The sequence below is a fragment of the Pseudomonas sp. Irchel s3a10 genome, assembly GCF_900187525.1.
GTDB lineage: Bacteria > Pseudomonadota > Gammaproteobacteria > Pseudomonadales > Pseudomonadaceae > Aquipseudomonas > Aquipseudomonas koreensis_G.
Window position 1 is genome coordinate 837,414 of the sequence record NZ_FYDR01000002.1, and the last position, 14,032, is coordinate 851,445.

Genomic DNA, 14,032 nt, shown 5'->3' on the forward strand with positions numbered 1-14,032 from the left:
TTCTCACGGCAGACTCATCCTTCAAGCCATGTGAATCAGGAGCAAGCGATGTCTGCGTTGGTGGATCGGTTGGTGGCTCATGTCCTGAGCCTGGAAGTGCGACTGCTGGCCTGTCAGGCGCGCCTGACTGCGCGGACCGACCCCGAGGCGCTGCACGACTTGCGCACAACGGTACGGCGCTTGCGCAGCCTGTTGCGACCCTTGCGCGGTTTGCCGGGAGTGGAACAACTGGAGGGCGCGGCGTCGGCAGTTGGTCAATTGACCACACCGTGGCGTGATCGCGAGGTGTTGGCGGCGTATCTGCTCAAGCATGATCAACCGCAAGCGGCGCAGCGGCGCATGGCGCAAATGGACGAAGCCTATCCAACATTGGCGGCGAGCGCCGAAGTGGCTTCGCTGCTGATTATCCTCGATGCCTTCCCGCGATTCCTGCGTGCTTCCGAGCGCCAGGGCCTGCTCAAGGGCCTGGGCAAACGCATCGAAAAACGCCTGCACAAACAATGGAAGAAACTCGACGAGGCGCTGCACGATCCGGCCCACGACCGCCATCGTCTGCGCTTGCTGATCAAGCGCGTGCGCTATGGCATCGAAGCCTATCCGGAACTCGATCGCCTGCCTGAGCCGGCGCTGGAGCGGCTGAAGTCGGCGCAGGGCGCGCTGGGTGACTGGCACGATTGCTGGCAGTGGCTGGCGCGGGCCGAACTGGAAAGCGATCTGCAACCGTGCGTCGCGACCTGGCAGGCGGGCCTGATCAAGGCTGAAGCCAAGGCGGATCGGGTGCTGGATAAACTCAGTTCAAGCTGCTTCAAATCCTGAATCCACTCAGATCCCTGTGGGAGCGGGCTTGCTCGCGAAAGCGGTGTGTCAGTCACAGATGTGTCTACTGATACACCGCTTTCGCGAGCAAGCCCGCTCCCACATTCGAATATCTTCCTGACCTTAAGGCCTTTCTGTCAGTCCATTTGACCGGAATAGACGCTGCGGCGCTCTGCCATGCTGGTTAAGATCGCTGCATTCCTTTTTTCGCTTGCCGAGGTTGTCATGCGCTTTTCCGATCTGATCGAGGCGGTCCGTCGCCAGCCAGAAGTGACCATTCCTGCCGAGTGGGGTCAGGGTCGGGCCAGTTTTGGTGGCTTGGTCGCGGCGCTGCAATACGAAACCATGCGCGCGAAAGTGCCGGCGGAGCGCCCGGTGCGTTCGTTGGCGATCACCTTTGTCGGCCCGGTCGAACCGGAAGTCCCGGTGAGCTTCGAAGTCGATGTGTTGCGCGAAGGCAAAGCGGTCAGCCAGGTGCTGGGCCGGGCTGTGCAGAACGGTCAGGTGGTGACAATTGTGCAGGGCAGCTTCGGCGCTTCGCGACCTTCGGAAGTGGCCGTTGCCGCCTATCCGGCAGCCGAAATGAAACACTGGGACGAATGCCAGGAGTTGCCCTACATCAAGGGCGTGACCCCGGAATTCATGCGGCATCTGGCGATGCGCTGGAGTGTCGGCGGCATGCCTTTCACCGGCAACACATCGCGGCAGATGGGCGGCTGGGTGCGTTTGCGTGGAGACGTCAAGGAAGAACCGGTCAATGAGGCGCATCTGCTGGCGCTGGTGGATGCCTGGCCACCGGCCTTGTTGCCGTACCTGAAGAAGCCGGCACCGGGCAGCACGCTGACCTGGACCATCGAATTCGTGCAACCGCTACGCGACCTGAGCACCCTGGACTGGTGCAAATACCTGGCCGACATCGAATACGCCGCCGACGGCTACGGCCATGTCGCCGCCAAGCTGTGGAGCGCGGAGGGGGAGTTGATCGCCATGAGTCGGCAGACCGTGACGATTTTTGCCTGAATCACTCAATGCCGACGGTGGCGCTCCCGCCAGGCGCGCCACCAGCCGCCACTTAGAAAGAACCGTGGAAAGGTCAGGAACTGCTCGACCAGCAAGCGTGACACGGCATCTTTGCGATCGCTGAACGGCTCGGAGGCTTGCGCCTCCAGGCTGTGGCCGTGGCGCTGCAAACCGAGCGCCGCGACAATCCCGATCACACCGATGGCGATACTGGCCAGACTCAAGCTGAACACGCCGGACACGATCAACAGAAATGCAACGATAAACAGCGGCACGGCAATCAGGTGCAACACCAGATTGGTCGGGTGCTGGTGATTGTTCGGGTACGCGCGCCATTGCCACGCGGGAAGATTGGGGTGACGTTTGCCCATGTTGACTACTCCTCGATCCATGTTGAACACATGGTTGAAGAATAGGCCGGGGCGGGTGGGGCGGCGAATCAAGGTTGGCTATGGTGGTGATAGGCGCAATGGCTGGATTCGATGGTGTTGCAATTGACGCCATCGCGAGCAGGCTCACTCCTACAAAGGATCTGCTGCGCACACAAATCCCCTGTAGGAGTGAGCCTGCTCGCGATGAGTCCCTTAAAGTTTGAGTTGACCGATGGCCTTGCTCAACTCCCCGGCCAACGTCGCCAACTCATTGCTGGTGGTCGCCGAATCCACGGTCTGCTGCACGGTGTTTTCGGTCACATCACGAATGCTCACCACCGCCCGATTCATCTCTTCCGCGACCTGACTCTGCTGCTCGGCCGCCACCGCAATCTGCGTGTTGCTCTCGCGCATCTGCGCCACGGCGCCGGTGATTTCCGCCAGCGCCTCGCCAGCCTCCTGCGCCTGTTGCACGCAGTCGTCGGCCTTGTACGAACTCTCCTGCATGAAGTCCACCGCATCGCGCGTGCCGGCCTGCAGTGCCGAGACCATGGTGGTGATTTCATCGGTGGAGGTCTGCACACGTTTCGCCAGGTTGCGCACCTCATCAGCGACCACCGCAAAACCGCGGCCCATCTCGCCGGCACGGGCCGCTTCGATGGCGGCGTTCAGCGCCAGCAGGTTGGTTTGCTCGGCGATGCTGTGAATCACACTGACTACGCCGTTGATCTTCTGGCTGTCTTCGGCCAGGCGCTGGATCATTTCGGCAGTCTGCTGCACGCCGCTGGAGAGTCCGGCAATTGACTGCTGCACACGGCTGACCACTTGCTGGCCACTGCCGGCCAGACCATCGGCGGTCTGCGACAGGTCGCGGGTGGCGCCGGCGTGCTGGGCGATGTGATAAACCGTGGCGGTCATTTCATTGATCGCGGTGGCGGCCTGATCGGTCTCGCTCTGTTGACCGAGCATGCCGTGGCGCACTTCGTTCATGCTCGCCGCAAGACGTGCGGCGCCGACGTCGAGTTGCCGCGCGGTGTTGGCGACAGTCGTGACCACCCGCTGATAACCGGCCTGCATCGCGTTGAACGCATTGGCCATTTGCCCGACTTCGTCCTTGCAGGCCAGCGGCACGCGTGCCGAGAGATCACCGCTCTTCTCGACATGCAGCATCACATCCTTCAACGTGTTGAGCTGACTGAGCAGGAAGCGGATCAGCAACTGCGAAGCGCCGAGCATGGCCAGCATCAGGATGAACACCGCCACCGCGTAGTTGGCAAAGCGTTCACTGAACACTTGCGCCAGGCTCGGGCCATAGGCGATGACCGCGACTTGCTCGCCGTCGCCACGACTGAACACTTCGGCGCCCAGCAGCGGGTTGTTGCCGAACAGCGGCAGATGATTGACCTCGTCCCAGCCGTTACTGTCGCTGATCTCCAGCACCGGTTGATCGTTGAGGCGCGGCACTTCTCCGCGTTTGAAGGTCAGTACCTGATCGGCCTTGGGCAGCGCCTGCCCGGCCGGCCAGGCCTTGAGCAATTGTGCCTGGGCTTGCGCGGCGGTTTTCGACGCGTGGCTGCGGGCCTGCTGCTCAAGTTGCACGGCGTACAGCACCAGCAGCAGGGTGGTGACGAAGGCGACCGCATTGACCGCCCAGAATTTGTATTTCAGCGAGATATTGCTAAGCCAGGCACCCATGGAGGTCTTCTCTGATAGCGGAAACAGTTTTGGCAAGGTGCCAGCATTGTGCCGCTATGCAGATCTGCGGATCTTGATATGGGTCAACAGGTTCTACGCTGCGCCCCTTGTGGGAGCGGGCTTGCTCGCGAATGCGCTGTGTCATCCAGCTCATTTCCGCCTGATACACTGCTTTCGCGAGCAAGCCCGCTCCCACAGGGGGACTCTGGTGTGTCAGGACAGGGCGGGGAGGTTGAAGAACGCGCGGGCGCACGCCGTTGTGTGCGCAGCCAGATCTTCCTCGGTCTCGCCGCGATGCAACGCCACTTCGCGCAGCACCTCGGTCAGATACGCCGGTTCATTACGGCCGTTTTTGGGTTTCGGTCGCAGGGTGCGAGGCAGCAGGTACGGCGCGTCGCTTTCGAGCATCAGCCGGCCGCGCTTGATCTCCTTGACCAGTGGATGCAGGTGTGTGCCCCGGCGCTCGTCGCAGATCCAGCCGGTGATGCCGATGTGCAGGTCCAGATCGAGGTAACTGAACAGGGCTTTTTGCTCGCCGGTAAAGCAGTGCACCACGGCGGCGGGCAGTTGATCGCGGAAGTCCCTGAGGATTTCCAGCAGACGCTGACTGGCATCACGTTCGTGCAGGAACACCGGCAACTGCAGTTCTACCGCCAGCGCCAGATGTTCTTCGAGGACTTTTTCCTGTTGCGGGCGTGGCGAGAAATCACGGTTGAAATCCAGCCCGCATTCGCCCACGGCGACCACATTTTGCTCTTGCAGAAGGCTGCGCAAACGGCGCGCGCTGTCAGCGTTCCAGTCACTGGCCGAATGTGGGTGAATACCAGCGGTGGCAAACAGCTGCTGGCCGTTTTCATCCAGTTGCCGGCACAGCTCCAGTGCCTGTTCGCTACCCTCGACGCTGGTGCCGGTCAGCACCAGTTGGCAGACCCCGGCCGCGTAGGCGCGGTCGAGTACGGCCTGATGTTTTTCGGCGAAACTGGGGTTGGTCAGGTTGACGCCGATATCGATGAGTTGCATGGTTCTACCTCGGGCCGAAGGCCGGAAAGCATACCAGAGCTGTAGATTTATAAGAAAAGCCAAGAACTACAACGAGTTATAGCTGTCTTTTGATGCCGCGACGCAGCCCGGGTTGGCAGAAAAGCCATCACTGTGCCAGTCTCTCGCACTTTGCCAGCGCTCCAGGCGCTCTGTTTTCGTCGGTGATTTCGACCGTTCAGCGGTGAAACCACCCCGTATTCTTTCCGGAGAGTGGATGCATCGTCCCTCGGTTTTGCTCCTGTTGTGTGCGTCGCTGCTGCTGCCGATAACGGCGGTTGCGCGCCTGCCCGGGCCACAGCAAGCCGTGCCGGCCGCCAAGGTTCGCGACCTGTCGGAGATTCGCAGCAGTCGCGTGTTGCGCGTGCTGGTCAACCAGAGCCGCAACAGCTCCGGTGAAGTCCAGGGTCAGGCCATCGGCGTCGAATACCATCGCCTGCGCGCCTTCGAGCAATACCTCAATGGCCACGCCCGCGATGGTCAGGAAATCACCCTCAAGATTATTCCCAAAGCCAAGGATCAACTGCTCGGTGCCTTGCAGCGCGGCGAAGGTGATCTGGTCGCGCCGGGCGAATTGCTTGAGCTGCAACCCGGCCGCGCGGTGGCCAGTAGCGAGCCGATCGCCAGTAACGTGCCGCTGGTGCTCGTCGGCATCAAGGGCGAGCGCCGTTACACCAAAGTAGAACAGCTTTCAGGCAAGACCCTGGCGTTGCCGACCGGCAGTGCGGCGGGGGAGGCGGTCAGCCAGCTCAATCAGAAACTGGCGTTGCACAAACTGGCGCCGATCAAGATCGAATGGGTCGATCCGACGCTGGCGGTCGAGGACGTGCTGGAGATGGTGCAAGGCGGGATTTTCCACCTGACTATCGTCGAGCAACCGATCGCCGAGCGCTGGGGCAAGATCCTGCCCAAGCTGCGTTTCGACCGGCAATTGGTGATCAGCGAGCCGGGTGAGGAGTACTGGTTTGTTCGCCGGGATGCCTCGATGCTGCGGGCGAGCATCGATCGCTTCCTGGTCGGCTACAAGAAACCGTCGAACGAGGATGCGGAGTTTCTGCGGATCTATCGACGGCTCTACAAAGTGCATTATCCGTTGTCCAAGGGTGACCGTCAGCGTCTGGAGAAACTGCGCCCGACCCTGCAAAAACACGCCGACGCGCAAAGCATGGACTGGCTGAATCTGGCGGCGCTGGCGTTCAAGGAATCGGCGCTGCAACCCAATGCGCGCAGCGGTAGCGGCCCGACCGGGCTGATGCAGATCACCCCGTCTGCGGCGCAGCGGGTCGGGGTGAACAACATTCAGAATCTCGATGCGAATGTGCAGGCCGGGGCCAAGTACCTGGCGATGATCCGACGCAAGTTTTTCAACAGTCCGAAACTCAATGAGCGCGAGCGCATGGCGTTCACCCTGGCGGCCTACAACATCGGCCCGGAGCGTGTGCAGGGCATGCGCGCCGAGGCACGGCGGCGCGGGCTGAATCCGAACCAGTGGTTCTTTCAGGTTGAGCGCATCGCCATGGAGCAGGTGGGCATGGGGCCCGTCAGCTATGTTAATAGCGTGAACAAGTACTACCTGGCGTTCGATCGGGAGCGGGAATCACTGGAGCCCCGGGGCCAGAAAGTCGCCTCACGGAAATGATCTAATAATTTGATTGTTATGGCGGAATAATTGCGCTTTTAACATGAATTTAACTGATTAATATAGCGACCAATCCCAACACACTTCTCGCAAAACAAGGAATGCCCCATGAGCTCTCTGATCAACAAGGTTCTGTTCACCCGCGCCGGTTATGGCCTGACCATTCTGCGCATCGCGGTCGGCGTGATCTTCGCTGCCCACGGTTCGCAAAAGCTGTTTGGTCTGTTTGGTGGTTACGGTCTGGCAGGCACCGCGCAATACATGGACAGCATCGGTCTGCACCCGGGTTACCTGATGGCCACGCTGGCCGGCGGTACCGAGTTCTTCGCCGGTCTGGCGCTGATCATCGGCCTGCTGGCGCGCCCGGCGGCGCTGGGGCTGACCTTTCTGTCGCTGGTGGCGATCTTCACCGTGCACATCAGCAACGGTCTGTTCATGGCCAACAACGGTTATGAGTTCGCTCTGGCGCTGCTCGGCGGCAGCCTCGCGGTGATGATCGAAGGCGCCGGCAAGCTGTCGGTGGATCGCGCCATCGCCGGTTGAACGCTCTGGATCAAGCAAAAGGCCCGCATTGTGCGGGCCTTTTTTGTTGCGGCCGATTCTTGACACTCATCGGTCACGTTATCTAGGATGTTGCTCATGCGCCGATTTAAACAGCTACTTGCGGGGCGCCAGGTGACTCAGACAGTTGCCGTCAGAAGCCGGAACAGGGCTTCGAAATACCGCTAAAGCGCTGGTTCGGTGTTGCCTCTCACCTGCCATGCAGACTTTTGAGGCAGAGACACGACACGATGAATGCACTACGCCCTCCAGCACGTCCCGCGCCGATCACGGCACATATCACCCAGCGCAACCCGAAAATCCTGCTTGGCGGCAAACATCAGCCGACGCTGTTGCGTTATCTCGATGGCTGGCCACGTCGCAGCGGCGGTCCTGCCGCGTTCCTGATCCAGTTCGTTGAAGACGGCGAGTCGCTGGCGCGGTTTGCCAGTGACAGTTTTGACCTGGCGGTGATTCAGGCGCCGAGCGCTGAAGACGCCCCGGAAATGATCAAGCAATTGGTGCGTGTTGCGCGGCAGGGTTTGATCACCCGCCGCTGAAACGCTCAGGGATATTCGATCGCCACGATATAGACAAACTGCTCACCGGTTGGCGTCTGTACCCGGACTTCGGCGTCCAGCGCCTTGCCGATCAAGGCGCGGGCCAGCGGTGAGTCGATGCTGATCAGACCCAGCTTCAGATCCAGTTCATCCGGGCCGACGATGCGGTAGCGCGACTGCTTGCCGTCTTCGTCCTCGATGGTTACCCAAGCGCCGAAGTAGACCTTGTTCGGATCGCTGGGTTTTTCGCTGACGACCTTCAGTGCTTCGAGACGCTTGGTGAGAAAACGCACGCGGCTGTCGATCTCGCGCAACATTTTCTTGCCATAGGTGTACTCGGCGTTTTCCGAGCGATCACCCTGTGCCGCTGCCTCGCTGACCGCTTGCGTCACCTGCGGGCGGCGTACATGCCACAGCTCATGGAATTCGGCGCGCATCCGCGCTTCACCTTCAGGGGTGATCAGCGCGGTGCCGGCGGTGCGGGGAGGGCGATAACGGCTCATGGCAACTTCTTGTGGTGACGAAGGCTGGAGTCTATCAACCCTCGCGCAAGACTGTCAGCGGACTCGCGTTCAATGCCCGGCGCGTGCCGAACACGCCGGCACCACCAATCAGTGCGGCACCAATCAATGGCAGCACCAGCAACCACGGATGCGGATGCCAAGGTAGATCGAAGGCAAAGCGATACAACACCAGACTCACCACTTCCGAGCCGATGGCCGCGAGCAAACCGCTGACCGCACCGAGCAAGCCGAACTCGATCCGCCGGGCCTTGACCAGCAACTGCCGTTGCGCGCCCAGCGCGCGTAAGAGCGCGCCTTGGCGAATGCGTTCGTCCAGGGTTGCCTGCAGGCCGGAGAACAGCACCGCCATCCCCGCCGCCAACACGAACAACAACACGTATTCCACCGCCAGGGTGACCTGGGCGAGGATGCTGCGCAGTTGTTCGAGCAAGGCTTCGACCTGAAGGATGGTCACCGCCGGGAAGGCTCGCGACAGCTCGACGATCTGCTGATCGTGACCGGGGGCCAGATAGAAACTGGTCAGGTAGGTGGCCGGCAGATCCTTGAGGGTGCCGGGCTGGAAGATCATGAAGAAGTTCGGCTGGAAGTTATCCCAGTTGATCTCGCGCAGGCTGGTGACCTTGGCTTCACGATTTACCCCGCCCACGCTGAACACCATGTGATCGCCGAGTTTGAGCTTGAGGCTTTCGGCGACTTTGCCTTCAACCGATACACCCGGTACGTCCTCCGAGGGTTGCCCGGTCCACCACGTACCGGCGGTGAGCTTGTTGCCGGCCGGCAGGTCGGCGGCCCAGGTCAGGCTCAAGTCGCGTTGCACCGCGCGGTCGCCGGCCGAATCCTTGCTGACGATCTGCTGCACCGGGTCGCCGTTGATGCTGATCAGCCGCCCCGGTACTACCGGGTACAGGGGCGCCGCTTGTGCGGACACCTTGATCAAATGATCGGCGAAGGCTTGTTTGTCCCCCGGCAGGATGTTCAGGGCAAAGTAGTTCGGAGCATTTTTCGGCAACTGGTTTTGCCAGGTGTCGAGCAGCTCGCCACGCAGCAGGGCGATCAACGCCATCGACAGCAGGATCAGACCGAACGCCAGCGCTTGCCCGGCCGCCGCCAGCGGATGACGCAACAGCTGGCCCAGACCGAGGCGCCACGGCAGCGGCGCGCGGGCGAGCATCCGGCGCAGGCTGTTGAGCAACAACAGCAGCAAGCCACCCAGCACCAGCGCAGCGACCACGCCACCGCCCAGCAGGGCGAAGGTCAGCAGCAGATCCAGACTCAGGCGCCACATGATCAGGCCCAGCGCACCCAGCGCCGCGCCATAGACCATCCAGGTGCTCGACGGAATCGGCAGCATGTCGCGGCGCAGTACCCGCAGCGGTGGCACCCGACCCAGCGCGGCAAGCGGCGGCAGGGCGAAGCCGGCCAGCGCCACCAGCCCGGTGCCGATCCCGGCGAGCGCCGGAAAAAGACCGCCGGGCGGGACGTCCGCTGGCAGCAGATCATGCAGCAGGGCAAACAGGCCCAGTTGCGCCAGCCAGCCGAGCACTGCGCCGCTGAGGGCAGCGAACAGGCCGAGTACGGTCAGTTGAATGCTGAACAACAGCATGGTTTCCCGACGCGACAAACCGAGGCAGCGCAGCAAGGCACTGGCATCGAAACGGCGACTGGCGAAGCGGTTGGCCGACAATGCGACTGCGACGCCTGCGAGCAACACCGCGACCAGACTGGCCATGTTCAGATAACGCTCGGCCTTGCCCAGCGCGCCACCGATCTGCCGGTTGCCGTCGCGCGCATCCTGAATGCGCTGATTCGCTGCCAACCCCGGTTTGAGCAGTTGTCGATAGGTTTCCAGTGCCTGCGGTTCGCCGCGCCACAGTTCGCGATAACTCACGCGGCTGCCGGGTTGCACTACGCCGGTGGCGGCGAGGTCATCGAGATTGATCATTACCCGAGGCGTGAGGCTGTAGAAGTTGCCGGCGCGATCCGGTTCGTAGGTCAGCACTCGGGTCAGCTTCAGGGTTTTCATGCCGACGTCGATGCTGTCGCCGATCTTCAGATCCAGCGCAGTCAGCAGACGTGCCTCGACCCAGGCTTCACCGGGTTGCGGTTCGCCGCCAGCGGTTTCACTTGCAAACGGGGCGGCGGCACTTTTCAGTTCGCCGCGCAGCGGGTAGGCGCGGTCGACGGCTTTGATGCTCGATAGCTGAATGCCGTTGTCGGTGGCGATAACGCTGGAAAACTCCACCACCTGCGCATGATTCAGGCGCAACTCGGTGCCGCTCCTGATCTGTTCCTCCCGCGCCGGTGAACTGCCTTCAAGCACCAGGTCGGCGCCGAGGAACTCGGTGGCACGCAGCATCATCGCGCCGTTGAGGCGGGCGCCAAAGTAGCCGATGGCGGTACTTGCGGCCACCGCCACCAGCAAGGCGAAAAACAGCACGCGCAATTCACCGGCGCGGGCATCGCGCAGTAACTGGCGGATGGCGAGACTGAACAGGCGCAACAGCGGCAGACGTGCCATCAAGGCTCCAGAGGGGCGACCAGCAGCCCGGCTTCAAGTCGGATCAGGCGCCGGCAGCGATGGGCCAGGCGTTCGTCATGGGTCACCAGCACCAGGGTGGTGCCTCGTTCCTTGTTCAGCTCGAACAGCAAGTCACTGATGCGCTCGCCGGTGTGGCTGTCGAGGTTGCCGGTGGGTTCGTCGGCGAACAGCACGTCCGGCTCGGCAGCGAAGGCCCGGGCAATCGCCACGCGCTGTTGTTCGCCGCCGGAGAGCTGGCGCGGCGAGTGCGTCAGGCGCTGACCGAGACCGACTCGTTGCAGCAGTTCGGTGGCGCGTTCGCGAGCGTCTTTGCGGCCATCGAGTTCCAGCGGCAGCATGACGTTTTCCAGCGCGTTGAGGCTGTCGAGCAACTGGAAAGACTGAAAGACGAAACCCACGTGTTCGGCACGGATGCGCGCGCGCTGGTCTTCGTCGAGATTACCCAAAGATTGCCCGGCGAGAATGACTTCGCCGCTGCTCGGCAGATCAAGGCCGGCGAGCAGGCCGAGCAGGGTGGATTTGCCGGAACCGGACGCGCCGACGATGGCCAGGCTGTCGCCCTGGTTCAGTTCCAGGCTGAGTTCGTGCAGGATAGTCAGTTCACCTTCCGCGCTGGGAACCACTTTGCTGAGGTTCTTCGCGGTGAGAATGCTTGCGCCCATGGAGAATCCGATGCGTGTGTGGTTTTTGAGTGCTGGCCTGGCCTTGATGTGCATGGCCCAGAACGCAGCGGCGGGTACTGTCCTGATCGTTGGCGATAGTATCAGCGCCGGTTTCGGACTGGATACCCGCCTGGGGTGGGTATCGCTGCTCGAGCAACGGCTCAAACAGGAGGGTTTTGACGACAAAGTGGTCAATGCCTCGATCAGCGGCGACACCAGTGCCGGAGGCCAGGCGCGCCTGCCGGCGCTGCTTGCAGAGCACAAGCCGGAACTGGTGATCCTCGAGCTTGGGGGCAATGATGGCCTGCGCGGAATGCCGCCAACGCAATTGCAACAAAACCTTGCGGCGATGATCGACAGCTCCCGCCAGAGTGGTGCCAAGGTCCTGTTGCTCGGCATGCAACTGCCGCCCAACTACGGCAAGCGTTACACCGATGCCTTCGCCGAGGTCTACGGCAAGCTTGCGGACGAGAAAAAGATTCCGCTGGTGCCGTTTTTCCTCGACGGCGTGGGCGGGCATCCCGATCTGATGCAGGCCGATGGTCTGCACCCGGCAGCCGGGGCTCAGGGCAAGTTGCTGGAAAATGTCTGGCCGACGCTGAAACCGCTGTTATGAGGCTTTTCTAGTGGCAGGCTTTCGGCTAATGTGGCGCCCCCTTATTTGGAGCCCCCGATGCCGCGTCCTGCCTGGTCCCTGTTTGCCTACCAACTGATCGAGCCTGACGAACAGCTGGATCTGTTCGCCTGCCAGGAAGTGCGGGTGCATCTGGTGACCCGTCAGCTCGAACTCGGTGGCTCGGCAGACCGCACGTTGTGTGGCAGTCTGCTGCCGGCACAACCGCGTTGGTCGAGTGTGGATCGTCGGGTGTTTCAGGATCAGCGTCTGTGTTCGTTGTGTCGGGCGATTCTTGAGTCGCAGAAGCGCGGTACCTCGCCGATCTGGCCCGAGTTGCGATTCGAGCTTTAGGACCAAAAGATCGCAGCCTGCGGCAGCTCCTACATGAAGACTTCTGGCTGCCCATCGGCGCATCTCCCCGAATTCCCGAGGTGCGGTGTACAATCGCGCCCTTATACCCTTGTTGATCATGCGAAGGATTTTCCGGATGTTGCCGCGCTTTCCTGCCGTCACCCGCTGCCTGTCACTTGCCGCCCTGTGTGTGGCCGGTCCCGTTGCTGCATTGGAGTTTCCCCTGCCACCACCCGGTGAGGACATCATCGGCCAGGTGCAGGTGATCAAGGCCAAGTACGAAGATACCTTCGCTGACCTGGGAACCAAGTACGACCTGGGCTATTCGGAAATGGTCGCGGCCAACCCGGGCGTCGATGCCTGGCTGCCGGGCGCCGGTACTGAAATCGTCCTGCCGACCCGGTTCATTCTGCCGCCGGGGCCGCGTGAAGGCATCGTGATCAACCTTGCTGAATACCGCCTCTACTACTTCCCGAAAGGCCGGAACGTGGTGTACACCTTCCCGCTGGGTATCGGGCGTGAAGGCTGGGGTTCGCCAATCGCGCATACCTCAATCATCGCCAAGACCCCGAACCCGACCTGGACGCCTCCAGCGTCGATCAAGGCCGAGCACGCCGCCGACGGTGATCCGTTGCCGAACGTGGTGCCGGCCGGCCCTGACAACCCGCTGGGTCCGTTCAAGTTCACCCTGGGCACGCCGGGCTACCTGATCCATGGTTCGAACAAGAAGTTCGGCATCGGCATGCGTACCAGCCACGGCTGCTTCCGCATGTTCAACAACAACGTGCTGGAAATGGCGGCCATGGTGCCGGTCGGCACTTCGGTGCGCATCCTCAACGACGCGTACAAGTTCGGCAGCAGTGGCGGCAAGGTCTATCTGGAAGCGCACACGCCGATCGACGACAAGGGCAACCCGTCGGTGGTCGACAAGCACACGGCAGTGATCAATGCGATGCTCAAGCGCGAAGATGTCACCAACAATCTGCGCGTGAACTGGGATGTTGTGCGTGATGTGGTTGCGGCCGAAGATGGCTTGCCAACTGAAATCGGCACGCCGAGCACTTCGGCACCGATTGTCTCGAGTGCGCCGATCGACTTGCAGCAATAAGATCGATCCGGACCCGCCGATGTGTGAAGCATCGGCGGGTTTTTTATGGCCCGGGAAAAAGCTTCGGGCACAAAAAAGCCGACCCAGAAACCGGGTCGGCTTGATAACAATCCCGAGGGATTATTACTTGCGGCTAGCTTTGTCCAGCATACGCAGAGCACGCTCGTTAGCTTCGTCAGCAGTCTGTTGTGCTTTTTGAGCAGCAGCCAGAGCTTCATCAGCTTTACGGTATGCTTCGTCTGCACGAGCTTGAGCGCGAGCAGCTGCGTCTTCAGTAGCGGTCAGACGTGCTTCGGTTTCTTTCGATGCGCTGCTGCAACCGGTAGCCAGAACTGCGGCCAGAGCCAGAGCAGAGAATTTCAGAACGTTGTTCATCGTGTTCCCCTTCAAGGACTTTCAATTAAGTGGCTTTCTCCTCCGATTGAGGAAATAGCCGGCGTACATACTACCCATTACTTGTAGTAAGTAAACTGACGGAGCGCAAGAAGCAAAAAAAATTGTAGGCGTTGATTCTTTTTCGAGCAACTTTTAACCGGGCTGTATAAAAAATATC

At 61.3% G+C, this 14,032-nt stretch carries 15 protein-coding genes; 8 read left to right on the forward strand and 7 right to left on the reverse strand.

What is annotated here, in order from left to right; genetic code table 11:
- The first annotated feature begins 48 nt into the window (after window positions 1-48).
- Together CKW11_RS09370 and CKW11_RS09375 are read left to right on the forward strand one after the other, a co-directional pair.
- On the forward strand, window positions 49-816 hold the full coding sequence (locus CKW11_RS09370; protein ID WP_095137288.1) for a CHAD domain-containing protein: 768 nt from the start codon (window positions 49-51) through the stop codon (window positions 814-816).
- A gap of 225 nt (window positions 817-1,041) precedes the next feature.
- Window positions 1,042-1,836, forward strand: coding sequence for an acyl-CoA thioesterase II (locus CKW11_RS09375; RefSeq protein ID WP_095137395.1), 795 nt, complete (start codon window positions 1,042-1,044; stop codon window positions 1,834-1,836).
- Between the two features lie 5 nt (window positions 1,837-1,841).
- On the opposite strand, the gene CKW11_RS09380 is transcribed toward CKW11_RS09375, so the two are convergent.
- From CKW11_RS09380 to CKW11_RS09390, 3 genes are all read right to left on the reverse strand, one after another.
- On the reverse strand, window positions 1,842-2,207 hold the full coding sequence (locus CKW11_RS09380) for an Mpo1-like protein (RefSeq protein WP_027612458.1): 366 nt from the start codon (window positions 2,205-2,207) through the stop codon (window positions 1,842-1,844).
- 213 nt (window positions 2,208-2,420) lie between these two features.
- A complete protein-coding gene (locus tag CKW11_RS09385; RefSeq protein WP_095137289.1) occupies window positions 2,421-3,902 on the reverse strand; it encodes a methyl-accepting chemotaxis protein in 1,482 nt (493 codons plus the stop codon).
- A 213-nt stretch (window positions 3,903-4,115) separates the two neighbouring features.
- Entirely contained in the window at window positions 4,116-4,922 is an 807-nt protein-coding gene (locus tag CKW11_RS09390) for a TatD family hydrolase (RefSeq protein WP_095137290.1), read from the reverse strand.
- 235 nt (window positions 4,923-5,157) lie between these two features.
- Here CKW11_RS09390 and CKW11_RS09395 point away from each other — a divergent pair, with 235 nt between their 5' ends.
- From CKW11_RS09395 to CKW11_RS09405, 3 genes are all read left to right on the forward strand, one after another.
- Window positions 5,158-6,579, forward strand: coding sequence for a transglycosylase SLT domain-containing protein (locus CKW11_RS09395; protein WP_095137291.1), 1,422 nt, complete (start codon window positions 5,158-5,160; stop codon window positions 6,577-6,579).
- A gap of 108 nt (window positions 6,580-6,687) precedes the next feature.
- Window positions 6,688-7,122, forward strand: coding sequence for a DoxX family protein (locus CKW11_RS09400; RefSeq protein ID WP_041069491.1), 435 nt, complete (start codon window positions 6,688-6,690; stop codon window positions 7,120-7,122).
- 248 nt (window positions 7,123-7,370) lie between these two features.
- Window positions 7,371-7,679 carry a hypothetical protein gene (locus CKW11_RS09405; RefSeq protein ID WP_016985510.1) on the forward strand — a complete coding sequence of 103 codons (309 nt, stop codon included), beginning with the start codon at window positions 7,371-7,373 and terminating at the stop codon, window positions 7,677-7,679.
- A 5-nt stretch (window positions 7,680-7,684) separates the two neighbouring features.
- On the opposite strand, the gene greB is transcribed toward CKW11_RS09405, so the two are convergent.
- Genes greB through CKW11_RS09420 form a run of 3 tightly spaced genes read right to left on the reverse strand, consistent with a single transcriptional unit; the run spans window position 7,685 to window position 11,404 of the window.
- Window positions 7,685-8,182: a transcription elongation factor GreB gene (gene greB, locus CKW11_RS09410; RefSeq protein WP_016770885.1), complete on the reverse strand. Its 498-nt coding sequence runs from the start codon at window positions 8,180-8,182 to the stop codon at window positions 7,685-7,687.
- 34 nt (window positions 8,183-8,216) lie between these two features.
- Window positions 8,217-10,721: an ABC transporter permease gene (locus CKW11_RS09415; protein WP_095137292.1), complete on the reverse strand. Its 2,505-nt coding sequence runs from the start codon at window positions 10,719-10,721 to the stop codon at window positions 8,217-8,219.
- Window positions 10,721-11,404 (reverse strand): ABC transporter ATP-binding protein, encoded by a 684-nt coding sequence (locus tag CKW11_RS09420; RefSeq protein ID WP_003226816.1) that lies wholly within the window; start codon window positions 11,402-11,404, stop codon window positions 10,721-10,723. The genes CKW11_RS09415 and CKW11_RS09420 overlap by 1 nt, the downstream gene beginning before the upstream one ends.
- 10 nt (window positions 11,405-11,414) lie before the next feature.
- Between CKW11_RS09420 and CKW11_RS09425 the strand changes: the two genes are divergently transcribed.
- From CKW11_RS09425 to CKW11_RS09435, 3 genes are all read left to right on the forward strand, one after another.
- Window positions 11,415-12,020: an arylesterase gene (locus tag CKW11_RS09425; protein ID WP_166496840.1), complete on the forward strand. Its 606-nt coding sequence runs from the start codon at window positions 11,415-11,417 to the stop codon at window positions 12,018-12,020.
- A gap of 57 nt (window positions 12,021-12,077) precedes the next feature.
- Window positions 12,078-12,371 (forward strand): hypothetical protein, encoded by a 294-nt coding sequence (locus CKW11_RS09430; RefSeq protein WP_003226812.1) that lies wholly within the window; start codon window positions 12,078-12,080, stop codon window positions 12,369-12,371.
- A 136-nt stretch (window positions 12,372-12,507) separates the two neighbouring features.
- A complete protein-coding gene (locus tag CKW11_RS09435) occupies window positions 12,508-13,479 on the forward strand; it encodes a L,D-transpeptidase family protein (protein WP_095137294.1) in 972 nt (323 codons plus the stop codon).
- Between the two features lie 123 nt (window positions 13,480-13,602).
- Here CKW11_RS09435 and oprI read toward each other — a convergent pair whose 3' ends face one another.
- Entirely contained in the window at window positions 13,603-13,854 is a 252-nt protein-coding gene (oprI, locus tag CKW11_RS09440; protein ID WP_025113130.1) for an outer membrane lipoprotei OprI, read from the reverse strand.
- Window positions 13,855-14,032: the final 178 nt, after the last annotated feature.

Coding starts and splice junctions, on each gene's coding strand:
- CKW11_RS09370 (WP_095137288.1), top strand. CDS start 49: ATGTCTGCGTTGGTGGATCGGTTGGTGGCTCATGTCCTGAGCCTGGAA.
- CKW11_RS09375 (WP_095137395.1), top strand. CDS start 1,042: ATGCGCTTTTCCGATCTGATCGAGGCGGTCCGTCGCCAGCCAGAAGTG.
- CKW11_RS09380 (WP_027612458.1), bottom strand. CDS start 2,207: ATGGGCAAACGTCACCCCAATCTTCCCGCGTGGCAATGGCGCGCGTAC.
- CKW11_RS09385 (WP_095137289.1), bottom strand. CDS start 3,902: ATGGGTGCCTGGCTTAGCAATATCTCGCTGAAATACAAATTCTGGGCG.
- CKW11_RS09390 (WP_095137290.1), bottom strand. CDS start 4,922: ATGCAACTCATCGATATCGGCGTCAACCTGACCAACCCCAGTTTCGCC.
- CKW11_RS09395 (WP_095137291.1), top strand. CDS start 5,158: ATGCATCGTCCCTCGGTTTTGCTCCTGTTGTGTGCGTCGCTGCTGCTG.
- CKW11_RS09400 (WP_041069491.1), top strand. CDS start 6,688: ATGAGCTCTCTGATCAACAAGGTTCTGTTCACCCGCGCCGGTTATGGC.
- CKW11_RS09405 (WP_016985510.1), top strand. CDS start 7,371: ATGAATGCACTACGCCCTCCAGCACGTCCCGCGCCGATCACGGCACAT.
- greB (WP_016770885.1), bottom strand. CDS start 8,182: ATGAGCCGTTATCGCCCTCCCCGCACCGCCGGCACCGCGCTGATCACC.
- CKW11_RS09415 (WP_095137292.1), bottom strand. CDS start 10,721: ATGGCACGTCTGCCGCTGTTGCGCCTGTTCAGTCTCGCCATCCGCCAG.
- CKW11_RS09420 (WP_003226816.1), bottom strand. CDS start 11,404: ATGGGCGCAAGCATTCTCACCGCGAAGAACCTCAGCAAAGTGGTTCCC.
- CKW11_RS09425 (WP_166496840.1), top strand. CDS start 11,415: ATGCGTGTGTGGTTTTTGAGTGCTGGCCTGGCCTTGATGTGCATGGCC.
- CKW11_RS09430 (WP_003226812.1), top strand. CDS start 12,078: ATGCCGCGTCCTGCCTGGTCCCTGTTTGCCTACCAACTGATCGAGCCT.
- CKW11_RS09435 (WP_095137294.1), top strand. CDS start 12,508: ATGTTGCCGCGCTTTCCTGCCGTCACCCGCTGCCTGTCACTTGCCGCC.
- oprI (WP_025113130.1), bottom strand. CDS start 13,854: ATGAACAACGTTCTGAAATTCTCTGCTCTGGCTCTGGCCGCAGTTCTG.